This window comes from Stenotrophomonas sp. GD03930 (assembly GCF_029839665.1).
GTDB lineage: Bacteria > Pseudomonadota > Gammaproteobacteria > Xanthomonadales > Xanthomonadaceae > Stenotrophomonas > Stenotrophomonas forensis.
The window spans coordinates 271,509-294,114 of the sequence record NZ_JAOCAV010000004.1; the positions used below are offsets into that span (position 1 = coordinate 271,509).

21 protein-coding genes are annotated in these 22,606 nt (G+C 68.4%); 5 read left to right on the plus strand and 16 right to left on the minus strand.

The features are described 5' to 3' along the window. Nucleotides 1-26: 26 nt before the first annotated feature. From N5C18_RS19705 to N5C18_RS19725, 5 genes are all read right to left on the minus strand, one after another. Nucleotides 27-953 (minus strand): FecR domain-containing protein, encoded by a 927-nt coding sequence (locus N5C18_RS19705; RefSeq protein ID WP_279945465.1) that lies wholly within the window; start codon nt 951-953, stop codon nt 27-29. After that, complete coding sequence (locus tag N5C18_RS19710) at nt 950-1,459, minus strand: sigma-70 family RNA polymerase sigma factor (RefSeq protein WP_053510851.1); 510 nt, start codon at nt 1,457-1,459, stop codon at nt 950-952. Before N5C18_RS19710 ends, N5C18_RS19705 begins: the two co-directional genes overlap by 4 nt. Before the next feature lie 148 nt (nt 1,460-1,607). Further along, complete coding sequence (locus N5C18_RS19715) at nt 1,608-1,832, minus strand: hypothetical protein (protein ID WP_197564089.1); 225 nt, start codon at nt 1,830-1,832, stop codon at nt 1,608-1,610. Further along, nucleotides 1,829-2,530, minus strand: a complete 702-nt coding sequence (locus tag N5C18_RS19720; protein WP_279945466.1) for a glutamine amidotransferase — start codon at nt 2,528-2,530, stop codon at nt 1,829-1,831. Before N5C18_RS19720 ends, N5C18_RS19715 begins: the two co-directional genes overlap by 4 nt. Next, nucleotides 2,527-3,300 (minus strand): YggS family pyridoxal phosphate-dependent enzyme, encoded by a 774-nt coding sequence (locus N5C18_RS19725; protein ID WP_053510856.1) that lies wholly within the window; start codon nt 3,298-3,300, stop codon nt 2,527-2,529. The genes N5C18_RS19720 and N5C18_RS19725 overlap by 4 nt, the downstream gene beginning before the upstream one ends. A 76-nt stretch (nt 3,301-3,376) precedes the next feature. Here N5C18_RS19725 and ptsJ point away from each other — a divergent pair, with 76 nt between their 5' ends. Beyond that, nucleotides 3,377-4,663 (plus strand): transcriptional regulator PtsJ, encoded by a 1,287-nt coding sequence (gene ptsJ / locus N5C18_RS19730; protein WP_279945467.1) that lies wholly within the window; start codon nt 3,377-3,379, stop codon nt 4,661-4,663. Between the two features lie 99 nt (nt 4,664-4,762). Here ptsJ and N5C18_RS19735 read toward each other — a convergent pair whose 3' ends face one another. The 7 genes from N5C18_RS19735 to N5C18_RS19765 form a co-directional block, all read right to left on the minus strand. Further along, complete coding sequence (locus N5C18_RS19735; protein WP_053510859.1) at nt 4,763-5,269, minus strand: hypothetical protein; 507 nt, start codon at nt 5,267-5,269, stop codon at nt 4,763-4,765. Nucleotides 5,270-5,473: 204 nt separating this feature from the next. Further along, nucleotides 5,474-8,584 carry an error-prone DNA polymerase gene (locus N5C18_RS19740; protein WP_279945468.1) on the minus strand — a complete coding sequence of 1,037 codons (3,111 nt, stop codon included), beginning with the start codon at nt 8,582-8,584 and terminating at the stop codon, nt 5,474-5,476. Between the two features lie 6 nt (nt 8,585-8,590). Then, nucleotides 8,591-10,000 (minus strand): DNA polymerase Y family protein, encoded by a 1,410-nt coding sequence (locus N5C18_RS19745; protein WP_053510863.1) that lies wholly within the window; start codon nt 9,998-10,000, stop codon nt 8,591-8,593. A gap of 9 nt (nt 10,001-10,009) precedes the next feature. After that, nucleotides 10,010-10,624 (minus strand): translesion DNA synthesis-associated protein ImuA, encoded by a 615-nt coding sequence (imuA, locus tag N5C18_RS19750; protein ID WP_008265413.1) that lies wholly within the window; start codon nt 10,622-10,624, stop codon nt 10,010-10,012. A 219-nt stretch (nt 10,625-10,843) separates the two neighbouring features. Then, nucleotides 10,844-11,851: a cyclase family protein gene (locus N5C18_RS19755; protein ID WP_008266828.1), complete on the minus strand. Its 1,008-nt coding sequence runs from the start codon at nt 11,849-11,851 to the stop codon at nt 10,844-10,846. Nucleotides 11,852-11,885: 34 nt separating this feature from the next. Continuing rightward, complete coding sequence (locus N5C18_RS19760; RefSeq protein ID WP_279945469.1) at nt 11,886-12,536, minus strand: DsbA family protein; 651 nt, start codon at nt 12,534-12,536, stop codon at nt 11,886-11,888. 92 nt (nt 12,537-12,628) lie between these two features. Beyond that, nucleotides 12,629-13,579: a LysR family transcriptional regulator gene (locus tag N5C18_RS19765; protein WP_204303739.1), complete on the minus strand. Its 951-nt coding sequence runs from the start codon at nt 13,577-13,579 to the stop codon at nt 12,629-12,631. A 143-nt stretch (nt 13,580-13,722) separates the two neighbouring features. Between N5C18_RS19765 and N5C18_RS19770 the strand changes: the two genes are divergently transcribed. Beyond that, complete coding sequence (locus tag N5C18_RS19770) at nt 13,723-14,601, plus strand: sterol desaturase family protein (protein ID WP_230078955.1); 879 nt, start codon at nt 13,723-13,725, stop codon at nt 14,599-14,601. Nucleotides 14,602-14,610: 9 nt separating this feature from the next. On the opposite strand, the gene N5C18_RS19775 is transcribed toward N5C18_RS19770, so the two are convergent. After that, entirely contained in the window at nt 14,611-15,315 is a 705-nt protein-coding gene (locus tag N5C18_RS19775; protein WP_053510867.1) for a helix-turn-helix domain-containing protein, read from the minus strand. Nucleotides 15,316-15,606: 291 nt separating this feature from the next. Beyond that, a complete protein-coding gene (locus tag N5C18_RS19780; protein ID WP_040007487.1) occupies nt 15,607-16,041 on the minus strand; it encodes a glyoxalase/bleomycin resistance/dioxygenase family protein in 435 nt (144 codons plus the stop codon). A 338-nt stretch (nt 16,042-16,379) separates the two neighbouring features. Here N5C18_RS19780 and N5C18_RS19785 point away from each other — a divergent pair, with 338 nt between their 5' ends. Further along, complete coding sequence (locus N5C18_RS19785; RefSeq protein WP_279945470.1) at nt 16,380-19,175, plus strand: glycoside hydrolase family 3 C-terminal domain-containing protein; 2,796 nt, start codon at nt 16,380-16,382, stop codon at nt 19,173-19,175. 102 nt (nt 19,176-19,277) lie between these two features. Here N5C18_RS19785 and N5C18_RS19790 read toward each other — a convergent pair whose 3' ends face one another. Further along, nucleotides 19,278-20,174, minus strand: coding sequence for a LysR family transcriptional regulator (locus tag N5C18_RS19790; RefSeq protein WP_279945482.1), 897 nt, complete (start codon nt 20,172-20,174; stop codon nt 19,278-19,280). A gap of 105 nt (nt 20,175-20,279) precedes the next feature. Here N5C18_RS19790 and N5C18_RS19795 point away from each other — a divergent pair, with 105 nt between their 5' ends. Together N5C18_RS19795 and N5C18_RS19800 are read left to right on the plus strand one after the other, a co-directional pair. Then, nucleotides 20,280-21,635 (plus strand): MFS transporter, encoded by a 1,356-nt coding sequence (locus N5C18_RS19795; RefSeq protein ID WP_279945471.1) that lies wholly within the window; start codon nt 20,280-20,282, stop codon nt 21,633-21,635. 2 nt (nt 21,636-21,637) lie between these two features. Further along, complete coding sequence (locus N5C18_RS19800; RefSeq protein ID WP_279945472.1) at nt 21,638-22,021, plus strand: DUF4440 domain-containing protein; 384 nt, start codon at nt 21,638-21,640, stop codon at nt 22,019-22,021. Nucleotides 22,022-22,054: 33 nt separating this feature from the next. On the opposite strand, the gene folK is transcribed toward N5C18_RS19800, so the two are convergent. Further along, nucleotides 22,055-22,540: a 2-amino-4-hydroxy-6-hydroxymethyldihydropteridine diphosphokinase gene (folK, locus tag N5C18_RS19805; protein WP_279945473.1), complete on the minus strand. Its 486-nt coding sequence runs from the start codon at nt 22,538-22,540 to the stop codon at nt 22,055-22,057. Between the last annotated feature and the right edge of the window lie 66 nt (nt 22,541-22,606).

Consider the following 22,606-nt stretch of genomic DNA (forward strand, 5'->3'; position numbering starts at 1 on the left):
GGGTAGACGCAGCCGCAGGCCCGATGTCAGGGTGCATCAGCATGTTCCCTGCGCGGCGGCAACCAGACCTGCACGCCCGCGCCCAGACGCAGCACGCGCACGTGCAGCTGCGCGGCCAGTTGATCGCGGTTGCTGGCTGCGCCGTCGGCACTGCCCAGCAGGGTGACCGGTTGCTGGCGCAGGCGCGCGCCGATGATCCAGGTGTGCCCGCCGTGCCAGCGGTCCAGGCCTTCGGTGACATCGGCGAGGGGGGCCGAGACCCAGTGCAGGCGTCGTTCGCGCCAGGCGAGGCCGCCGCTGTCTGCCGGCTGGGCGGCAGGCGGTGACTGTCCGTTGAAGCGTACCTGTTGCCCTTCGGCCGCCTGCACGGTCCCGCCGCCGTCCTCTACCCGGACGCGATGTTCGGTGACCGTGACCCTGCTGCTGTTGCCCTGCACGACGAGGTCGAAGGCAGTACCCAGCGCAGTGACCGTGCCATGCGGCGTATGCACCTGGAACGGCCGGCGGGCGTCGGCGGCGACCTTGAACCAGGCCTGGCCGCGTTGCAGTTGCAACTGGCGATGTTGCCCATCAACGCGCACATGCACTTCGCTGCCCGGCGACAGCAGGACATGCGAACCGTCCGGCAGCGCTTCGTCGCGGATTTCGCCAGCGGCGGTGCGCAGCACCTGCGCGGCCGGCGGCGGGGCAGGGCGGCCATACAGTCCAAGCGCGCACAGCAGCAGCGCCGCAATACCGGCTTCACCCAGGTGGCGGCGGCGCCGGCGTTGCTGCTGGCGCTGAAGGCTGGGGGTGGCGGCACCGGCCTGCCACAGCTGCTGCAGGTGCTGGTACTGCAGGGCATGGCGCGGGTCGGCCTGGCACCATTGGTTGAACGCGTTCTCATCGCGTTCGCCGTCGTGCCCATCCAGCCACCAGCGGGCGGCTTCGCGTGCGATGGTGTCCTGGCTCATGGGCCAGGTACCTGCTGCAGGGCGACCAGGGCGCGCAGCAGATGGCCATGCGCGGTTTGACGGCTGATGCCGAGCTGGCGCCCGATCTCGGCCAGGGCCATCTGCTCGACACGGGCGAGCAGGAATACCTGGCGCGAGCGCGGTGGCAGCGCGGCGATGATCGCATCGAGATGACGCAGCTGTTCGGCGTCGAGCAGGCGCTGGTCCGGTAGCGGTGCGGGATCGGCGATGGCATGCAGCTGGGTGTCGTCCAGCGCCTCTTCGCGCCGGCGCTGGCGCTGCCGGTAGTGATCGGCGATCAGGTTGTGGGCAACGCGATACAGATAGGCGCGGCCATTGTTCAGCAGGCCGCTGGCGGCGACCTTGACGATACGCAGCCAGGTTTCCTGGACGACGTCATCGGCATCGCTGCGTTGCGGGAGTTTGCGGCGGACATGGGCGTGCAGCGGCCGGTAATGGGCCGCGCACAGCTGCGCGACATCCGTCGGTTCGACAGGCGTGGACACGGGGCGGGCGACAACTGGGAAAGGGAACAGCCCGCGGCGGCAAGGGCAGCGGCAGCACCTTACAGCAAAAGAGAATCATTTGCATCAATGGGCGGTCATCAGCCAGTGATGGGACCGCCAGCCGTTGGCCGGCATGCCCCCAAACGGGTCAAAGATCGCGGTACTGGATCTGCGCGGCGAGCACGCGCAGGCCGTCAGCGTTGCTGGACAGGATGCGCTCCTCGCCGATACCTTTCTGCCGCTTCAGCTGGAAGCCCTGTTCGCTGGGCAGCTGTGCGGCGATGACGTCCATGCGCAGCAGGGCGTCGGGGCCGCTGCAGTCGAAGTGGCCCCAGTAGGCGCCATCGCGGTAGACCTGCAACCGGTAATTCATCGTGGTATCTCCGGCAGGTCCTGCAGCCAGTGGTCGAACATCGCGGTGGCGGCGGCTGCCAGCGGCGCACCATAGCGGCGCGCCTGCGCGCGCAGGTCGTTCGGGTCGATGCCGGCCTGGGCCAGTTCCAGGGTGTGGCCAATCAGCCAGCGTTCGAACTGGCGCGCGTCCAGCTCCGGATGGCACTGCAGGCCCAGCGCGTGCTGACCGATGGCAAATGCCTGGTGGCGGCAGGCGGGCGTGCTGGCCAGGCGGCGTGCGCCGGGCGGGAGTTCGAAGCCCTCACCGTGCCAATGCAGTACCGGAATGCCCTGCAGGGCCTGCAGGGACGAGCGCTGGCCGTCATCGGTGAGCAGCAGTGGCGCGAAACCGATCTCCTTGCCGCCACTGGCAACGACGCTGGCGCCGAGCGCGCGCGCCATCAGCTGCGCGCCGAGGCAGATGCCGAGGGTTGGCCGCTGCTGCTGCAGGCGACGCCGCAGCAGGGCGATGCTGTCGGTGACGAAGGGATAGGTTTCTGTGTCATTGGCACTGATCGGGCCACCCAGCACGACCAGCAGTTCGGCTGCTTCGGCATCGTCGAGCGGGTCGACACCGGCCTGCAGCACCTGCAGCTGCCAGCCCTGCGCCAGCAGCAGCGGCTTCAGGGTGCCGAGGTCTTCGAAGGCAACGTGCTGCAGGACCACCGCGTGCTTCATGCCGGCGCTCCGCTGTGGGGCCAGTAGAAACTGTCCGGGGTGGCGCGGGCGCCGAAGATGGCCTGTCCGACGCGGACCACGGTGGCGCCTTCCTCGATGGCCACTTCGAAGTCACCGGACATGCCCATCGACAGCTGCGAGAGGTCGAGGCCGGCGGGCGCGGAGCACTGCAGCTGGTCGCGCAGTTCGCGCAGGCGCACGAAGCAGGCGCGCACGCGCTCGACATCCGGGGTGAACACGGCCAGGGTCATCAGGCCGCGCACGCGCAGACGATCGAAGGCCGGCAGCTGCTGCACGAAGCCCTCCACCGCGCCGGGCTCGAGTCCGTACTTGCTGGGCTCGGCCGAGGTATTGACCTGTACGAACACCTCCAGCGTGCGATCTTCCAGCTGCAGGCGCTGCTGCAGGGCCTCGGCCACGCGCAGGCTGTCCAGCGCCTGGAACTCGCTGGCGAAGCGCGCCACGTAGCGCGCCTTGTTGGTCTGCAGGTGGCCGATCACCGACCAGTGCACGCCCAGGTCGGCCATGGCCTCGGCCTTGCGCTGTGCCTCCTGGACCTTGTTCTCGCCCAGTTCGTGGCAACCAGCGGCCACGGCCATGCGGATGCGGGCGTCATCGACGGTCTTGCTGACCGGCAGCAGGCGCACGCTGGCCGGATCACGGCCAGCGCGGGCGCAGGCGTCGGCGATGCGCTGGCGCACGGTGGCCAGGTTGGCGGCGATCTGTTCAACAGACTGGGCCATGGGCCAGTCGGCGGCAGCAAGGGGCATGCGGGCACCTCCAATGCGGAATGGCCAGGGTGGGATACACTGGCACAGGACAAGATTTATTTTGGCATAGGACAAAATGAAAATCACCGGGCATAGCGCCGAGTCGATCTTCGACAGCATCCGCGACGGCATCGGCAAGGGCCGCCTGCCGGCCGGCAGCGTGCTGCCGCCGGTGCGTGAGCTGGCCGAGCAGCTGGGGGTGAACCGCAACACCGTGGCCGCAGCCTACAAGCGGCTGGACGCGGCGGGCCTGGCCAGCACTGCCGGCCGTCGCGGCACGGTGGTGCGCGGCTTGCCGTCGGCAATGGCACGCGAAGGAAGCACGCCGGGAGTGGCCCTGCATGACCTGGCCAGTGGCAACCCGGACCCGCGCCTGCTGCCGAACCTGCGACTGGCTCCGGCGGCGCCACGGTTGTATGGGGTGGGCACGGTCGACCCGCGGTTGCAGGCGCTGGCACGGGCCTCGCTGGATGCGGATTGCCCCGAGGGGTATGCCCTGGAGCTGACCCATGGCGCGGTCGATGGCATCGAGCGCCTGTTGGCGGCGTGGCTGCTGCCGGGTGATCGCATCGCGGTGGAAGATCCATGTTTCCTCGGCAGCCTCAACGTACTCAACGCGGTGGGCCATGCGCCGTTGCCGGTGGTGGTGGATGCGCATGGCATGCAGGTCGAATCGCTGCGTGCCGCACTGGAGGCCGGCGCACGCGCGGTGCTGCTGACCCCGCGTGCGCACAATCCGACCGGGGCCAGCCTGGATGCGAAGCGCGCACGGGCGCTGCGGCAGCTGCTTGCCCACTATCCGCAGGTGGCAGTGCTGATCGACGATCACTACGCGCTGCTCTCGCAGCAGGCCTACCATTCGGTGCTGCCGCTCGATGGCCGGCGCTGGGGGTTGTTGCGCTCGCTGTCCAAGCCGCTCGGCCCCGACCTGCGGCTGGCCTGGCTGGCCTGTGATGAGGAAACCGCGGCGCGGTTGCGGTTGCGGTTGGCCTCGGGCACGGGCTGGGTCAGCCACCTTCTGCAGGACGCGGCCACCTCGGTGCTGGGCTCGGCGTCGCAGCGGGCGAAGATCGCGTCGGCAGGCGAGCGTTACCAGCAGCGCCTGCAGTCGCTGCAGGAACTGCTGCGTGCACGTGGCGTGGCGACGCCGCAGCCGATGGAAGGGCTGAACCTGTGGCTGCCATTGCCGGCCGACAGCCATCCGCAGGTGCTGGCGCTGGCCGCGCGTGGCTGGCATGTGCGCGCGGGCGAGGTGTTCGCGGTGGCGGCCCCCGGGCATGGCCTGCGCATCACCTGCGCGGCGCTGGGGCCGGTGCAGCAGCGGCAGCTGGCCGACGATCTGGCGGCGGTGTCTGGACTGTAGAGTCGAGCTTGCTCGACTGCTCGTGCCAACAACAGTCGAGCAAGCTCGACTCTACAAAGGTGAAGCAAAGTCGAGCAAGCTCGACGCTACAAAAGCAGATCAGGGCGCGGCGTTGGCGCCCGGGCGCACGTAGTAGGACTGGCCGCTGTCATCGACGAACATCAGTTCCGGCTTGCCCTGCCAGGAGGTGAGCATTGCGCCGGTATTGTTCTGGTGCTTGACCATCAGGCTGGCGCCGCGGTCCGGGTTGGCCACCACCTTGAACACTTCAGTGGTTCCGGTGGCATCGTCAAGGGTCAGCAGGGCCTCGCCGCCGCGGTCGCTGGTGCCATAGCCACCGCGTTCGGAGCCGTCCGGGCCGAGCAGGATCAGGCCTGACAGGGCGGTCGCGCGCGGCCCCTGGGTGCGGCCCTGGCTGCGTGGATCGGGAACCGGTGCGCCGAGGATCACCCGTGGTTGTCCGCTTTCATCGTGGATGACCAGCCCGCGTGCTTCGATGATGCGCTGTGGCGATTGGCTGCGGTGCAGGCTCCAGGCGGTCCAGCCGGACACCAGCAGGGCGAGGGTGGCGACCACCAGCGTGGTCAGCAGCAGTGCACGGGGCATCGTGTCGTCCTTCCTTGGATGTGCCGACGATAGCGGATGCAAAAGGGGATGGGTAGAGTCGACCGGGTAGAGTCGACTGTTAGTCGACTATCGCGCGCAGCGCGCGAATTTCTGGAGCCTGATCGAAGGGCAGTCGACTAACAGTCGACTCTACCTCTATCTGGTCGACATCACCCAGTGGCCGTTACGCAGTCATTTCCGGTATCAGTGGAAATCGCGGCTGTGGCTGCGCAGTCCCTGCAGTAGTTCATCCAGGCAGTGCATGCGCTGCACGATGACATGCTGCACGCCATCGACGCGCTCCAGGCGGCCATCGATCTGCATCAGCTGGGTATCAACCAGCACCCGGTGCTGGCGATCAGCGAGGTGCCGCCAGACCACCGCGTTGACCATGCCGGTTTCGTCCTCAAGGGTGAGGAAGGTCACGCCACTGGCGGTCTGCGGACGCTGGCGCATGCGTACCAGACCGGCAATGCGCACGCGGCGGCCATGGCCGTGAGCCGCCAGTTGCGCGGCGTCCAGGCAGCCACGAGTGCGCAGCTGTGCGCGCAGGAACGAGATCGGATGGCGGCCAAGCGTGGTGCCGGTACTGCGGTAGTCGGCCTGCATGTCTTCCCAGGTGCTGGGCAGCGGCAACGGCACGCGGGCCTCGGCGGTGGCGCGGGCGTGATCGAACAGCGGCAGCCGGTTTTCCACGCCGGAGATATCCCAGCGCGCACGATGGCGATGGCCGCTGAGCCCACGCAACGCGCCAGCATCGGCGAGCAGGCCCTGTTGGCGACGGTCCAGCGCGGTGCGCTGGCACAGGTCGCCCACGTCGTCGAAGGGGCGCCGCGCACGTTCTCGCATGATGGCCTGCACGGCAGGTTCGTTGCAGCCATCAATCAGGCGCAGGCCGAGCCGGATCGCAGCGGGCCCCTTGCTGAAATCCAGGGTGCAGTCCCAGTCGCTGTGGCGCACGTCCACCGGCAGCACGCGGATGCCATGCCGGCGCGCGTCCTGCAGCAGCTGGTCGGGGCTGTAGAAGCCCAGTGGCTGGCTGTTGATCAGGCTGGCGGTGAACGCGGCCGGGTGGTGGCACTTCAGCCAGCAGCTGGCATAGGTCAGCAGGGCGAAGCTGGCGGCGTGGCTTTCCGGAAAGCCGTAATCGCCGAAGCCCTTGATCTGCTCGAACAGGTGTTCGCCGTATTCGCGGCTGAAGCCGTTCTTCAACATCCCGGCCAGCAGCTTCTCGCGATGCGGTTCCAGCCCGCCACGGCGCTTCCACGCGGCCATCGAGCGGCGCAGGGCATCGGCCTCGCCCGGGGTGTAGCTGGCCGCATCCACCGCCAGCTGCATCACCTGTTCCTGGAACAGCGGCACGCCCAGGGTGCGCGCGAACACGCGCTCCAGCTGCGGCGGGTACAGCGGTTCTTCCAGGTTGTCCAGCGCCTGTGGGCCTTTTTCGCGCAGCAGCCGGCGGCGCTCCAGGTAGGGGTGCACCATGTCGCCCTGGATCGGGCCGGGGCGCACGATCGCCACTTCGATCACCAGGTCGTAGAAGTTGCGCGGCTGCATGCGTGGCAGCATCGCCATCTGCGCACGCGACTCGATCTGGAACACGCCGATGGTGTCGGCGGCGCTGATCATGTCGTAGGTGGGTGTGTCCTCATCGGGAATCGCATCCATGCGTCCACTGTGCAGGCCATGTTGCTGCAGCATCGCCAGGCATTTGCGGATGGCGGTGAGCATGCCCAGTGCCAGGCAGTCGACCTTCATCAGGCCGGTGGCATCCAGGTCATCCTTGTCCCACTGGATGACGGTGCGGTCGGCCATCGCTGCGTTCTCGACCGGTACCAGGGTCGACAGCGGATGCTCGGAAATCACGAAGCCGCCCGGGTGCTGCGACAGGTGGCGCGGAAAGTCGATCAGCTCGGCAGTCAATGACAGCAGCCGGCGCATCAGCGGGGTGTCCGGATCGAAACCGCGCTCGCGCAGGGTCTCGGGCAACGGTACGTGACCGCCCCAGTGATCCATCGCCGCCCCCAGTTCGTTGACCTGGTCCATCGGCAGGCCGAGCGCACGGGCCACATCGCGGATCGCGCTGCGGCCACGGTAACTGATCGCCACCGCAGTCAATGCAGCACGTTCACGCCCATAGCGCTTGAACACGTACTGCAGCACTTCCTCGCGGCGCTCGTGCTCGAAGTCGATGTCGATATCCGGTGGTTCGTCGCGTTCGGCGGAGATGAAGCGCTCGAACAACAGATTGCTGCGTGCCGGATCGATTTCGGTCACGCCCAGCACGAAGCACACCGCCGAGTTGGCCGCCGAGCCACGGCCCTGGCAGAGGATGTCCTGGCTGCGCGCGAAGCGCACAATGTCCTGCACGGTGAGGAAGTAGGAGGCGTAGTTCTTCTGCCGGATCAGCGCCAGTTCGTGTTCGATCTGCTTGCGCTGCGCCGGTTCGATGCCGTTCTTCCAGCGCCACGGAATGCCACGCTCGACCAGCACGCGCAGCCAGCTGTCCGGGTCGTGCCCTTCCGGCACCAGTTCGCGCGGGTAGGTGTACTGCAGCTGCTCCAGGGTGAAGTGGCAGCGTTCGGCGATGCGCAGGGTCTCGGCCAGCAGTTCGGGCGGATACAGCTGGGCCAGTGCGGTGCGTGGGCGCAGATGGCGCTCGCCATTGGGAAACAGGCGCCAGCCGGCTTCGGCTACGCTGCAGCGGTGGCGGATCGCGGTCAGCGTGTCCTGCAGCGCACGCCGGCGGCGCACGTGCATGTGCACATCACCACTGGCAACCAGTGGCAGGCGGTGGCGTTCGCCGAAGGCCTGCAGCTGCTGCAGGCGATGCGCGTCGTCATGCTCGTGATGCAGCTCCACCGCCAGCCACAGGCGATCATTGAAGCCGGTGCGCAGCAGCTCCAGATCGGTGGCGGCCGGCTGCCGGTCCAGCCACAGGCAGAGCAGGCCGTCGGGCAGGCCGAGCAGGTCGTCGCGGAGGCAACGGTATTCGCCCTTGGCCGCGCGTCGCCGGCAGGTGGTGATCAACTGGCACAGCCCGGCATAGGCGGCCTGGTCGGTGCACAGCAGGGCCAGCTTCGGTCCGTCCTCGACCTGGAACTCAGCGCCGACGATCAGCGCCACGCCATGCGTCTTCGCCGCCTGCCAGGCGCGCACGATGCCGGCCAGCGAGCACTCGTCGGTGATCGCCAGCGCCCGGTAGCCCTGGCCGGCGGCGCGCGCGAACAGTTCTTCGGCAATCGAGGCGCCGCGCTGGAAACTGAACGCCGACAGGCAGTGCAGTTCGGCGTAGCCGGGCAGTTCACTGTGCATGGCGGCTCAGCCGAACCAGCCGTGCAGCATCCACGGTGCATGCGGATCGTTGCGTGTGCGGAAGGCCCAGCCGCGCTGGCCATGCGCGGTTTCCACCACGTAGTAGTCGCGCCGTGCGTCGGCCTGGTCCCACCAGCCCGATTCGATGCGCTCCGGCCCGGCGACGATGCGCAGGCGTGGATCACGCAGCGGTTGCGGCGTATCCAGCAGCCAGCCCGGGCGTAGTGGCCAGTACGACGGCGGTTTGACCGCCGGCTGGGTGCCACTGGCGCGTTCGGGGCGATGGTCGGCCTGCACCGCCAGCGGCTGCACGGCGTCATCGCCCAACCGCGCACGCAGGCGCTCGCGCAACTGGGTCCAGGGCATCGCCTGCGCCGGCCGGGTATCGAACAGGTCGCGCGCGGCGGGCACGAAGGGCGGCAGCTGCTCGGCCTGCAGGCGTAGTGCGCGGCTGCCGGCGGGCAGGGCGAAGGCTTCCATGCGGTTGCGCGCGATCTCGAACAGCAGCGCGGGATCACGCTCCGGCGCCAGCAGGCCGATGGTCAGCACGCTGGGTGGCAGCAGGTCGTGCTCGAAATGCAGGTCGAAGCGCTGCACGCCACCATCGCGGGAGCACAGGAAGGCGGCCAGGTCCAGCAGCAGGCGACGTAGCGGGAACAGCAGGGCCTGGCTGGATTCGATCTCATATTCGAATTCGATGCGCGCATCGAAACGGTCGGGAGGCTGGTAGTAGCGCAGTGGTGCGGTGGGCTGGCCACGTAGCGCATCCAGCTGCTGCAGCACGTCGGGGGCGAAGCGCCGGGCCAGGCTGTCGCGCGGCAGCGCGAGCACCGCACCCAGCGTGCGCAGGCCGGAGCGGCCCAGCACGGTCACTGCTTCGCTGGGCAGCCCGCAGCGCGGCAACGGCAGCTGTGCGAGTACCGCCGGCAGCTGCTGCGCATCGAGGCCGAGGCCATCGTGCACGTTGGCCAGCACGCGCGCGGCATGCGGCGTGGGCGCGGCCACCAGGCGATGGCGGAAACCCAGTTCGTGCAGTTCACCGCGCAGGCGTTTCTCGATGGTCAGCCAGTCACCGAACAGGGCACGGCTGGCGCCGATCTCCAGCACCAGCGCATGCGGAAAATCGAGGCTGACCTGCGAACTGTAGGCATAGGCCCAGCTGGCCAGCAGCTGCCGGGTGTGCTGTTCGGCGTTCGGGTCGTAGTCGTGCAGGTGCATGTCCTGCACCAGCACCTGCGCGGCCGACAGCAGCATGCCCGGGCGCAGCCCGGCTGCCCGTGCGGCCGGGCTGACCGCGCGCAGCACGCGGCGTTGTGCCGGACCCTGCAGCAGCACCAGCGGCCGCTGCGGGTCCGGTTGCAGGCGCAGCACGCTGTCCAGCGCCAGCTGCGGCAACAACAGGCAGGCCCAGTTCACGGCGCGGCCTCAGTGGCTGATGGCCAGGGGCAACGGCTGCGCCGGCGGCAGGCCGCCACGGCATTTCAGTACCCGCACCTGGCCGTGGTCGAGCTGCAGGCGCAGGCTGGCCGGGGAGGGGTTGCGCGCTGCCTGCGCCTCGCGGAACACGAAGCCCAGGCACTGGCCGCTGTCGGCGGCGACCTGCAGCCGGCGCAGGGCACGGTCGTCGGCCTGCTGTGGCCAGCACAGCACCGCGGCGCAGGCGGCCGAGCGCAGGCACTGCTCGGCCGCCCACAGCGCCTGCTTTGGCGCGGCGTGGATGATCTGCAGCTGGGCCAGGTCCAGCCCGGCCGCCGCCCAGGCCGGTGCATGCGGGCGGTAGGGGGGCGCGACCAGCACGATCGGGCGTCCGCGCTGGCTCAACTTCGCCAGCGCCGGCCAGACCAGCGCCAGCTCGCCCACGCCGGGTGCTGCCTGCAGCACCTCGCACAGCCCGCTGGCCGGCCAGCCACCGCCGGGCAGGCGTGCATCCAGTGCCGGGTGGCCACTGGCCAGGTGGTCGCTGGCGGGCCCTTGGCGGGCCGGGCCGCGCCACAGCTGGCGGCCATCCAGCAGCCGGTCGAGGGCGACGACGGCGCCCATCAGCCGGTCCTCCAGGGGAGGCGCCGGGCGGGCTGGGGGCGACAGGAATGTGCGGAAACGGCGGGCATGGAGCGAGTATCGACAGGCCGGTATCAGGGGCTGAGACCGGACATGCTACTCGCCCTGTGAGTAGAATTACTAATGAAATTGATGGGTCGGGTTTCAGGTTGCTGAAGGGGGAAAGGAGTGCCGACCAAGGTCGGCACCCACAGGCCCCGGTTACGGGCGGACCGGCAGCGCCACCGGGCGCAGCGGCGCGGCATCGCCACCGCGGATCTTCAACGGACCACCGATGAAGGCGAACTCGTAGACCTTGTCGCGGGCCAGTTCGTCCAGTGCCACCAGCTCGATGATCGGTGCGCCCTGCTGGGCCAGCAGGTAGGTGTGCAGCGGCACGTAGTCATCGGACACTTCCGAAGGGAAGGTCTCGAAGCTGAGGTTGTCGGCGCCGACGATCATCGCGCCGCTGTCTTCGACCAGGAAGCGCGCGGCGTCCAGGCCCATGCCCGGCGGGTTGGCCATGTACGCCCTGGGCTGTTCGAACAGGCGCATGCGGCCGGTGCGGATCAGCACGATGTCACCCTGCTGCAGCTTCACCTGCTGGCGTGCCAGCGCATCCTTCAGGTCCTGGCGGGTGACGCGGTAGCTGTCCGGCAGCATGTCCACGCCCTTGGCACCGGCCACGTCGATCAGTACGCCACGCGCGATCAGCGGCGGGAATTTCTCGATGCCGGTGACATTCCAGCCACGATCGCCGAGGTGCTTGTCGGCCTCGAAGCCGTTCCAGATCTTTCCGTGAATACCGAAGTGGTTCAGCGCATCGATGTGGGTGCCGGTGTGGCTGTACATCGAGAACGCCGTGCCGGTGTAGCTGCGGGTGAGGTTCATGGTCTCGCCCACGCCCATCGGGTCGTCCATCACCGTGCCGCGCGGGGTGTGGGTCATCCAGAACTGGTAGTGCGGGTCGCCGGCGTCCTGCCAGCTGGGCATGCCGACGTAGTACTCGGTGGCCAGGTCATAGGCCTTGCCGCCGCTGACCCGCGACAGGATCGCTGCGCGCGAGGCCTCGGTGATCAGGTTGAGACGGCCGATCTCGTCCTTCGGCCCCCAGGGGCTGGTGCCGACCTGCTGGCCGGAAGGAACGCGTTCGTGCGCGGACACCGTGGTGGAAGCAGCGGTGCCGGCCAGCAGCAGGGCCAGTGCGGTGGCCAGGGTACGTGGGGTCATGGGGAATCTCCTTGCAGGGGGGGAATGGTGCGGCTCAGGCCGCGACCAGCGGCGCCAGGGCCTGGCGCAGGTGCGGCAGCGGCAGGGTCTGCAGGCGCAGGCCGTTGTCGCCGATCACGGTGGGAATGGAACGGATGCCGAGCGCAGCGGCTTCGGCGCGGTCGGCCTGCACGCGCTGGCGTACTGCGTCGCTGCGCATGTGGTCAGCGAAGGCACCACGGGGGTGGCCGAGCGCTTCGGCGATGTCCAGCAGCACTTCGGCATCGCCGATGTTGCGGTGCTGGTGCAGGTGCGCCCACTGCACGGCATCGAACATCACGCCGTGGGCCTCATTGCCGCCAAGCATGCCGGCGGCCTGGCAGGCCAATGCGCCCAGCCAGCCGGAGGGATATTCGAAGTCCTGTGCACGCATGCCTTCGATATCGATGCGCGCGCTGTCTTCATGCGCGGCGCAGTCGGTCCAGTGGCGCAGGATGATCGCCTTGGCACGCTCCATCGAGCCGAATACCTCGACCATCTGCGCGCGCGAGTCCTGCAGCACGAAGCTGCGGTGGCGCACCTGGATGCCGAGTTCGGCCGAGACCTGCTGCAGGCGCGGGGCCAGCACGAAGCACCAGCCGCAGACCACGTCGTGGAAGAAATCGACCACTGGCGCTGCAGCGGTGAGGGAAGAAACGGAAGACATCGGCCTGCCATCGGTGAGAGGGGAGGCGGCAGGTTAGGCAGCGCGGCGTGGCTGAAACAGCACGCCACGGGCAGCTCAGTTTTCGCTGGCGGTTACGAATCCAGGCCGGCGCAGGCGGGCAGCTCGGCGTGCAGGAAATCGATGAAGGCACGCACCTTGGGCTGCAGGTGGCGCGAGGTGGGGTAGACCGCATGCACGAAGCGCGGCGGATAGCGGTGGTCGGGCAGCACCTGCTGCAGTTCGCCACGGGCCAGCGCCGGTGCCGCCAGGAACGAGGGCAGGGCGCCGATGCCCATGCCGGCCGCCAGCAGGTCGCGCAGCATCAGGCTGTTGTTGACGGTGACGCGTGCCGGCAGGGTGATCGTCACCTGGCCATCGGGGCCGAGCAGCGGCCAGCTGCCCGGTGAATCGGACAGGCTGTAGGCCAGCACGCTGTGCGCCTGCAGATCGTCCACCGCCTGCGGTACCGGATGCTGCTGCAGGTAGGACGGGGCCGCGCACAGCACCTGCTGCAGCGAGGCCAGCCGGCGCGCCACCAGTCGCGAGTCGTCCAGCTCGGCGCGAAGCCGCAGCGACACATCGAAGCCTTCGCCGACCGCATCGAGCAGGCGGTCTTCCATCACCAGGTCCAGCGACAGCTGCGGATGCTGCTGCAGGAAACGCGGCAGCAGCGGCGACAGCGTGCTCAGCGCGAACGACTGCGGCGCATTGACGCGCAGGCGCCCGGCCACTTCGCCACGCTGTTCGGCGATGCCACGTTCCAGCGCGTCCAGCTCGTCGAGCAGGCGGCAGCACTCACGGTAATAGGCATGGCCGGTTTCGGTCAGGCTCATGCGGCGCGTGGTCCGCTGCAGCAGCACCACGCCCAGGTGGGTCTCCAGCGTGCGCAGCTGCTTGCTCAGCCCGGCTGGCGACATGCCCAGGTCTTCGGCGGCACGGGCCAGCCCGCCGCGTTCGACGATGCGGCGGAAGGCACGCATCAGGTTGAAGGAATCCATGCCGGTCCCGGGCGCGATGAGGGCGCCATTGTAGATCCACGCCATGCGTGGATGCTGGAATTATGGTGCCGACCAGGGCGGGCATCCAGCAGGCGCGTGCCGGGTTGCGCCGTTTGTTCAAGCCGGCAACCGTCGCATCGCGCCAGCATGCAGGCCCCTCACGTTTCGGGTTGCCCATGAAGCACTGGATGCTCCGCCTGTATGCCCCGTTGTTCCTGCTCGGGTTCGTTGCCACCGCCATCGCCTGGGTGGGCCACCTGCATGGTGATCCGCTGTGGCTGCTGGCCTTGCTGCTGGTCGCCATCGCGGTTTCGTTCGGCGCTGAACGCGCTTGGCCCTACGACCCTGCGTTCAACCACGACCAGGGCGACCGCCTGCGTGACACCCTGCATGCGCTGGTCAACGAAAGCCTGAACCTGCTGTCGATCGCCGCGGTGCCGCTGTTGGCGGCGATCATTCCATGGCAGGCCTGGCCGGTGCAGTGGCCCTTCGCGCTGCAGGTGCTGCTGGCCATCGTCTGCGCCGATCTCGGCATCACCCTGGTGCACTACGCCAGCCACCGCATCGGCTGGCTGTGGCGGCTGCATGCGGTGCATCACAGCGTCACCCGCATGTACGGCTTCAACGGCCTGATGAAGCATCCGCTGCACCAGGCGGCCGAAGCAGTGGGCGGCGTGCTGCCGCTGCTGGTGCTGGGCCTGCCGATGCCGGTGGCGTCGGTGCTGGCATTCGCCATTGCCATCCAGCTGCTGTTGCAGCACTCCAACGTGGACATGCGCCCCGGCGTGCTGGGCCGGGTGATGGCCTGGGCGCCGCTGCACCGCTTCCACCACATGCGTTACGGCACCGCCGGCGATGTCAATTTCGGTTTGTTCCTGACCGTGTGGGATCACCTGCTGGGAACCGCCTTCGATGCACCGGGCTATCGGCTACGGCAACGCGATCTGGGCATCGGCAGCCAGCCGGATTATCCGCGCGACTATCCCGGGCAGCTGCTGGCTCCGTTCCGTGAGCTGCCACATGGCGAGGTACCGGAGCTGCCCGAAGAGTTGCGCAGGCGCGGATGATCCCGCATGTCAGGTCGCGCGCAGCTGCAGGCCCTGCAACTGCGCGGCACCGATGCCGAACATGCGGTGCAGGTTGCGTGACAGATGGGCCAGGTCGGCGAACCCGGCCGCGTGGGCGCTGTCGGTCAGGCTGTGTCCACGCAGATGATGCGCGAGCGCATTGCGCAGCCGTTGCCACAGCACCCAGCCGCGCAGGGTCACCGACAGGTCTGACTGGAAGCGCCGATGCAGCTGGCTGGTCGACAGATGCGCCGCTTCGGCGATATCGGCGGCCGGCACCGGGCCAGGCAGGTAGTGGGTGATACGGGCCAGTGCCGCCTGCACGCGTCGATCCAGCGGCTGCGGACGGCTCAGTCGTGGCAGCCAGTCCTGCAGTGCCACCGCGTTGCCCGGCAGGGCGTGCAGATACCGTTGGATCTGTGTGGGATCGGCATGTGCTGGCTCAAGAAAAACCGTGCAACCGTCCTGCGGTGCCGACAGGATGGCATGCGACTGGAAGGAAGGCAGCCACAGGCGTTGACCCTGCTGCCGCACGCCATCAACCGCGACCTGCCACGCTGCACCGTCGCTCAGCAGCAGTTGATGGGCGTAGTGCGCATGCGCAGCGCTGCCACCGGCATGGCCCTGCAGCAGCGCCACGTGGGCATCCAGCAGCAGCGTGCCATTCCAGGGCAGGGCGGGAGAGGACATGGAGGAATTGTAGATCCACGCCATGCGTGGATGGATCTCCATCGAAATCGAATGTTCCGATAGTTGAACGAAGAGCAGCCGAGCATGGGTTCGGCTCTACAGCAGGCCGTGCGGGGAATTGTCGAAGGCGGGGTGGGTCCGGTTGCGGGGGCGTGAGCGCCATGGATGGCGCGACCGAGGCTACATGGACGTACTTGCGCCGTCCCCCGCAACCGGACCCACCCCGCCACCCCACAGGAGCCCAGCTTTCGCTTCTGTTGTTGCTTCGGCCGTTGCCTCTGCGGGTGCCGGGCGGCAGCCCGGCCGTGCGTACCCTCAGCGCCCGTGCGGGTCGGGCCGGTGATGCACGTACTCGACCACAGTGCCATCGGGATGCACTGCGTTGAATGCCGCCCCGGTCGGCACCACCTGCAGCGGGAAGATGATTTCGGCCCCCGCCGCGACCAGCCGGTCGTGATAGGGCCGCACGTCATCGACCAGCAGCGTCCCGGTGGTCGAAGTGAAGGGGGCCAGCGCTTCCTCGCACCCTTCGATCAGCAGGAAGGCTCCGACCATCGCCAGGCGCAGGCCGGCATCGGGAAACGGGAAGCCCGCATCGGCCACGACGCCCTGCAACTGCTCGTAGAAAGCCACGCTCTGCTCCAGCTGGCCCGGGGCCACGAACACCCGGATCAACACGCGTGGGCTGCGTTGGCTCGAGGTATCACAGCGGTCGCGCCAGAGATGATCGAAGTCGCGGTGTATGTTCATGGGCGGGGTTCAGGGCCGGTGACGCCCCATTATCGGCAGCCCCGTGCGGCCTGCTGATGACTGCCGGTGATGGCCTGATAACCGGCGGCCAGGTTGCCCCTGTGACTTAGGTCCTGTTGACAGGTGTGAACGCCCTCGCACAATCTTCACATGATTGGGCCGCCCAGCGCGGCCCGGACAGGCAGGTTGTCACGCCGGGAGGAGGGTCCCGCGCGCAGACCGGCCCGTCCTTCGGCCTGCGGGACGTTGCCTGGCAACCCCTGCGCGGCATGAACGCTGCACCCTTCGGCGGCACTTTCCCTGGACCGATTGCCTTGGCAACGGAATTACGCCTGCCGATGAAAACGTTTACAAAGCCGCTTGCCCTCTCCCTCGCCCTGTCTGCTGCGCTCGCCGCCCCGGCCTGGGCCGACCCTGCGGCGTTCACCGTGTTGACCCTGGAACAGGCGCCCGGCGCCGAAGCAATGCCGGCCCTGGCTGCGCAGCTGAAGAGCCTGAAGGTGGACGCGGTGAGCGTGCGCCAGGTGCGGCGCGGCATCGGCCAGGTCGATCCGCTGCAGGTGCTGGCCGACGGCCTGGGCTATGAGTACCGCTTCATTGCCGCAGGCAAGGACGATGGCCAGACCCAGCGCGGCCAGGCCGTGCTGACACGGCTGCCGATCGCCGCTGAGTCCGGCCCCGACCAGCCGGGGCTGAATTACCTGCGCCTGGACGATGGCCGCCACACCGTCGCGGTCTATACCGATGCCGGTGCAGGCGCGGCACAGCTGCCGGCGCTGGTCACGCGCTCGCGGCTGGGTGCGCCGGCGGTGCTGCTCGGTGCCGTGGCTGGCGAATCGGCCACGGCGGCCGGCTTCGATCCGGCGCGTGTCGCACTGGAAGCAGACGCCAGCTACTTCAGTGATGGCTTCCAGGCTGCCAGCAGCGCGCCGTTCAAGGTGGAAGGCAGCAGCCTGCGTGCCACGCTGCTGACTCTGGCCTATGCCGCCGACACGCATGGCGACACGCCGTGGATGGACACCACCCTCAACGCCGACGCGCGCGCTGCGCTGCTGCTGAAGGCGATGACCGAGGATGAGAAGTTCCAGATGCTGCACAGCTACTTCGGGCTGGGCAAGGACGGTGGCCCGCTGCCGGAAGGCGCGGTCGGTTCGGCCGGCTTCGTCCCGGCGGTGCCGCGCCTGGGCATTCCCTCGCAGCAGTCGGCCGATGCCGGCGTCGGCGTGACCAATCCGGGTGGCATCCGTCCGGGCGACTTCGCCACCGCGATGCCGTCGGGCCCGTCCACTGCATCCAGCTGGAACCGCGAAGTGGCCTTTGCCGGCGGCGCGACCATGGGCCGCGAGGCCTGGCAGCAGCGTTTCAACATCCTGCTGTCGGGCAGCGTCAACCTGCAGCGCGACCCGCGCAACGGCCGCAATTTCGAGTATGCCGGTGAAGATCCGCTGCTGGCCGGTTCGATGGTCGGTGCGCTGATCCAGGGCGTGCAGAGCCAGCACGTGATCTCCTCGATGAAGCACTTCGCGCTGAACGACATGGAGACCCGCCGCAACTTCCACGACGTGCGCATCGGCGAGCAGGCCATGCACGAGTCGGACCTGCTCGCCTTCGAGATCGCGCTGGAGGCAGGCCGCCCGGGCGTGGCGATGTGTTCGTACAACAAGATCAATGGCACCTACGGCTGCGAGAACGGTTACCTGATGAACCAGGTGCTGAAGCAGGAATGGAAGTTCCCCGGTTTCGTGATGTCCGACTGGGGTGGCGTGCACAGTGGCTCGAAGGCGGCGCTGGCCGGCCTGGACCAGCAGTCGGCCGGTGAAGTGTTCGATGCGGCAGTGTTCTTCGACGAACCGCTGCGCCTGGCCGTGCACGGTGGCGTAGTGCCGCAGGCGCGCCTGAACGACATGGTGGCGCGCATCCTGCGCACGATGTTCCTGCACGGCAACTTCGACAACCCGCCGCAGCACCAGAAGGTGGACGCCGAGGCTGGCTTCGCCGTCGCCCAGCGCACGGTGGAAGAGGGCAGCGTGCTGCTGCGCAACGAGGGCAACCTGCTGCCGCTGGCCGACAGCGTGAAGCGCATCGTGATCATCGGCGGCCATGCCGACAAGGGCGTGATCGGTGGCGGCGGTTCGTCGATGGTGGGCGTGACCGCCAAGGGCACCAATGCGGTGCCGGGCGTGATGCCGACCACCTGGCCGGGCCCGGTGATCTTCCACCCATCTTCGCCGCTGGAATCGCTGCGCGCTGCACGTCCGGATGCAACCATCGAGTATGTGGACGGCACCAATGCCGCCGCTGCAGCCAAGGCTGCCGTGCAGGCCGACGTCGCCATCGTGTTTGCCACCCAGTGGGCGGCCGAATCGGTCGACCTGCCGGACATGCAGCTGCCGGATAACCAGGACGCCCTGATCTCGGCCGTGGCCAAGGCCAACCCGAAGACCGTGCTGGTGCTGGAAACCAACGGCCCGGTGCGCACGCCGTGGCTGGCGCAGGTGCCGGCGATGCTGCAGGCGTGGTATCCGGGCATCCGCGGTGGCGAAGGCATTGCCGCGCTGCTGACCGGCCAGGTCAATCCGTCCGGCCGCTTGCCGGTGACCTGGGTGGTGGACGAATCGCAGCTGCCGCGCCCGCACATCGACGGCCTGGGCTTCAAGCCGGCCAAGCCGTTCGGTGATGTGTTCGATTTCGATATCGAAGGTGCCAACGTCGGTTACAAGTGGATGGCGGCCAAGGGCCTGACCCCGACCTTCGCCTTCGGCCACGGCCTGTCCTACACCACCTTCGCCTATGAAAACCTGAAGGTAAGTGTGGAAGGCTCGCGCCTGGTCGCCAGCGTCGACATCCGCAACACCGGCAAGCGTGCTGGTGCCGATGTGGCCCAGTTGTACCTGAAGCTGCCGGCCGGCAGCACCACGCCGATCCGCCTGATCGGCTATGACAAGGTGAACCTGCAGCCGGGCGAACAGCGCCGCATCCGCATCGAGGCCGAGCCGAAGACCCTGGCCCATTACGATGCACAGGCCCGCCAGTGGAAGATCGATGGCGGCAGCTACCAGGTGCAGCTGTCGCGCAACGCCGCCGAGCCGCTGCAGAGCGTGGACGTGCAGCTGGTGGAGCAGGTGCTGCGTTGATGCCTGAGGACACGGCCCCGCAACGGGCCGTGTCTGAAAAAGGGGACGGAGGGAATCAAGTCGTTTATGGCAGAAACGACTTGATTCCCGCCGTCCCTTTTTTCATGCGTCGAACCAGTCGCGCAGGAAATCGATCAGCTGGCGGACCTTCGGCGAGGGCTGGGCGCTGTGGGGATAGACCGCGTACACGCTCTGCTGTGGGAAACGGTGATGGCGCAGCACTGGCCGCAGCCGGTTCATGGCCAGGTCGTCCTCGATCAGCCAGTGGGGCAGAACGGTGACCCCAGCACCGGCCACGGCGAAGGCGCGCAGGCTGCTGGCGCCATCCACGCGTACCACTGCATTGGCCGGATTGGTGGCAAACAACGCATCGCTGCCATCGGGTGCGATCACCGGTACATCGGCCAGCCGTGGGTAGCCCAGGCGCGGCAGCGTGCCGAGCTGCGCCGGATCGTCGGCGGCATCAGCGGATGGCAGGCGCGCCAGCAGCGAAGGCGCCGCCACCGCGCAGAGCGGGTGCTGTTCCAGCTCGCTGGCATGCAGGCCAGAGTCGGGCAGTCGGCCCAGACGGATCGCCAGATCAAAACGCTCCGGAATGAGGTCGGCCGGTGCCGGCGAGGTCGACAGGTGCAGTTGCATGGCCGGGTGGCGCGCGCGGAACGCCTCCAGCGCCGGGATCAGGCGCAGCTGTGCGTATTCCGGTGTGGTGGTCAGGCGCAGTACGCCCTGCAGCTGGTGCTGGTCGCGGCGCGCGGCATCGATCGCCGCCTGTGCAGCATCCAGCGCCTGCACGCAGTGCTGCAGGAACTGTTCGCCGGCCTCGGTCAGGGCCAGGTGACGGGTACTGCGCAGCAGCAGGGTCACGCCCAGCTCCTGTTCCAGTCGCTTCAGGTTGAAGCTGACCACCGCGCGGCTCAGGCCGAGGCGGTCGGCCGCCGCGGTCAGGCTGCCGGCCTCGACCACGGCGCGGAAGATATCGAAGCGATCGAGGCTGACCATGGACATCAATTGTCAAAACAGATTTGACAGTGTTGCAGTTGTCGTCTTGTTTTTCCAACAGGGTCGGGAAGGCATGCTGGCCGCTTCCCTGCTGGAGCGCCGTCGATGCCGTCCCCCCGCCTGCGCCATGAGGCGATCTTCCTGCTGGTGTTCGCCCTGGACCTGGTCAACATGTTCATTGCCACGGTGGCCTATCCGGCATTGGCGGCCGAGCTGCATGCCGACGTCGGCACCCTGGCCTGGGTCGGTACCGCCTACATGCTGGGCCTGAGCGTAGTGATCCCGTTGGCGCCGTGGCTGGCCGCACGCTGTGGCGAGCGCCGCCTGCTGCTGGTAGCACTGCTGCTGTTCGCGGCCGCCGCTGCGCTGGCGGGAGCCGCGCCGGGTATCGGCTGGCTGCTGGGGTGGCGCCTGCTGCAGGGCCTGGCCGGTGGCCTGCTGATTCCGGTGGCCCAGGCGGCGGCCTACCGGCAGTGCACGCCCGACCAACGTGGCGCGCTGACCCGGCGCATCCTGCTGGTGGCGCTGCTGGTGCCGGCACTGGCGCCAGCGCTGGGCGGGCTGCTGGTGCAATGGCTGTCCTGGCGCGGTGTGCTCTGGGCCAGCCTGCCGCTGGCACTCATGGCGATTGGGCTGGTGCTGGCGTGGATGCCCGCCGACGTCCGTCGTACTGCGCCGCGCCTGCAGGCCCATGCGCTGTCCACCGCGATGACGGCGCTGGGCGCGCTGCTGCTGGCGTTGACCTGGCTGGGCGAACCCGGGCATCGTCTTGCCGGCAGCGGCTTGCTGATGGTCGCGGTGGTGCTCGCCGTGATCCACCTGCGGCATGCACGTCGGCAGCCACAGCCTCTGCTGCGCTGGTCGCTGCTGTTCCATCGCAGCCTGCGCCTGGCGATGCTGGTGTATCTGGCGGTGCCGGGCGTGTTCATCGGCAGTCAGCTGGTCAGCACCCTGCAACTGCACCAGGCCGGTTACAGCGCCGCGCGCATCGGCGCACTGATGCTGCCGTGGGCGCTGGCCTCGGCCATCGCGATTACCGCCAGCAAGCGCCTGCTGGCTCGATTCGGCCCGGCCGCAGTGCTGCGTGCCGGCATGTTCCTGCAGGCCAGTGGCCTGCTGGCGATGGCGCTGTTGCCACGGCCGGCATTTGCGCTGGCCGGGCTGCTGTTCGCGCTGATGGGTGCCGGCGGCAGCCTGTGCAGCAGCACCGCGCAGACGCTGGCCTTCCATGGGGTCGAGGGCGAAGCGCTGGGCGATGCCAGTGCGCTCTGGAACCTCAACCGCCAGCTCAGCTTCTGCCTGGGCACCGCCGCGCTCGCGCTGCTGCTGGCACTGGCCATGCAATGGCTGCCGGCCCGCGCCACCGGCGTGGCGCTGGGTCTGGCCGCCGCACTGACCCTGCTGCCGATGCTGCTGTTGCGTCGGCCGAAGCAGCTTTTTCTTCCACACTCTGGAAATTGATGATGGATACCACCGCAGAACATGAAATCCACCGCCTGCACGACAAACTGCAGGCCTGGTTCCGTGCCGAGGCCTGCATCGACGCACTGGATGATCTGATGGCGCATTTCTGCTCGGACTTCAGCATGGTCGGTATCGCCGGCCGCCGGCTGGACCGGCATGCCGTGCAGGCCTTGTTCGCGGGTACCCATGGCGCACGGGCAGGGCTGAAGATCACCATCGAAGCCGTGCAGGCGTTGGAAGTGCCATCACCGTTGGCAGTGCTGCGCTATCGCGAAGGGCATGCGATCGATGGCGGCGAGCCCGCATGGCGCGAGTCGCTGGCGGTACTGAGGCAGGAGCAGGGGCGCTGGTGCTGGCTGGCGCTGCATGAGGTGGCCGTCTGATCGGCAGTGCCGGCCGCTGGCCGGCAACTTCCATCATCCGAGGTCAACCACCTCGAACGCCTCGCCGCACTGCGGGTGCGCGCGCCACAGCGCAGCCAGGTCCTGCCCGCTGACCGGATCGATGAAATCCGGCGCGATGTCGGCCAGCGGCTTCAGCACGAAGGCATGCTTCAGTTCCGGGCGCGGGATGCGCAGGTGGCCGGGGCCTTCCACCACCAGGTCGCCGTAGAACACCACGTCGATGTCCAGGGTCCGGTCGGAAAAGCGCGGCCCGCTGCGATCACGGCCGTGCGCGTCTTCCAGCGCATGCAGCCAGTCATCCAGCTCCTGCAGCGGCAGGTCGGTCTCGATCGCCACTGCGTTGTTGAGGAAGGCCGGGCCATCGAAGCCAACCGCGGCGGTACGGTAGGCGGGCGACACCTGCAGCGCGCCAAAGCGCTCGCGCAGGGCCGTCACCGCGGCGTGGAGGTAGCGGCGGGGCTGGACGTTGCTGCCCAGGCTCAGGAGCACGGTGGTCATGCGGTTCAGGTGACGGCACTTGGGGGGGCGTGGACATGCCGTCGTCACGGCGGCCTGCCTACAATC

Bases quoted from the DNA above. Each gene is read 5' to 3' on its own strand.
- N5C18_RS19705 (WP_279945465.1), bottom strand. From the start codon at position 953: ATGAGCCAGGACACCATCGCACGCGAAGCCGCCCGCTGGTGGCTGGAT.
- N5C18_RS19715 (WP_197564089.1), bottom strand. From the start codon at position 1,832: ATGAATTACCGGTTGCAGGTCTACCGCGATGGCGCCTACTGGGGCCAC.
- N5C18_RS19720 (WP_279945466.1), bottom strand. From the start codon at position 2,530: ATGAAGCACGCGGTGGTCCTGCAGCACGTTGCCTTCGAAGACCTCGGC.
- N5C18_RS19725 (WP_053510856.1), bottom strand. From the start codon at position 3,300: ATGCCCCTTGCTGCCGCCGACTGGCCCATGGCCCAGTCTGTTGAACAG.
- ptsJ (WP_279945467.1), top strand. From the start codon at position 3,377: ATGAAAATCACCGGGCATAGCGCCGAGTCGATCTTCGACAGCATCCGC.
- N5C18_RS19735 (WP_053510859.1), bottom strand. From the start codon at position 5,269: ATGCCCCGTGCACTGCTGCTGACCACGCTGGTGGTCGCCACCCTCGCC.
- N5C18_RS19740 (WP_279945468.1), bottom strand. From the start codon at position 8,584: ATGCACAGTGAACTGCCCGGCTACGCCGAACTGCACTGCCTGTCGGCG.
- imuA (WP_008265413.1), bottom strand. From the start codon at position 10,624: ATGGGCGCCGTCGTCGCCCTCGACCGGCTGCTGGATGGCCGCCAGCTG.
- N5C18_RS19755 (WP_008266828.1), bottom strand. From the start codon at position 11,851: ATGACCCCACGTACCCTGGCCACCGCACTGGCCCTGCTGCTGGCCGGC.
- N5C18_RS19760 (WP_279945469.1), bottom strand. From the start codon at position 12,536: ATGTCTTCCGTTTCTTCCCTCACCGCTGCAGCGCCAGTGGTCGATTTC.
- N5C18_RS19765 (WP_204303739.1), bottom strand. From the start codon at position 13,579: ATGGCGTGGATCTACAATGGCGCCCTCATCGCGCCCGGGACCGGCATG.
- N5C18_RS19770 (WP_230078955.1), top strand. From the start codon at position 13,723: ATGCTCCGCCTGTATGCCCCGTTGTTCCTGCTCGGGTTCGTTGCCACC.
- N5C18_RS19775 (WP_053510867.1), bottom strand. From the start codon at position 15,315: ATGGCGTGGATCTACAATTCCTCCATGTCCTCTCCCGCCCTGCCCTGG.
- N5C18_RS19780 (WP_040007487.1), bottom strand. From the start codon at position 16,041: ATGAACATACACCGCGACTTCGATCATCTCTGGCGCGACCGCTGTGAT.
- N5C18_RS19785 (WP_279945470.1), top strand. From the start codon at position 16,380: ATGAAAACGTTTACAAAGCCGCTTGCCCTCTCCCTCGCCCTGTCTGCT.
- N5C18_RS19790 (WP_279945482.1), bottom strand. From the start codon at position 20,174: ATGGTCAGCCTCGATCGCTTCGATATCTTCCGCGCCGTGGTCGAGGCC.
- N5C18_RS19795 (WP_279945471.1), top strand. From the start codon at position 20,280: ATGCCGTCCCCCCGCCTGCGCCATGAGGCGATCTTCCTGCTGGTGTTC.
- N5C18_RS19800 (WP_279945472.1), top strand. From the start codon at position 21,638: ATGGATACCACCGCAGAACATGAAATCCACCGCCTGCACGACAAACTG.
- folK (WP_279945473.1), bottom strand. From the start codon at position 22,540: ATGACCACCGTGCTCCTGAGCCTGGGCAGCAACGTCCAGCCCCGCCGC.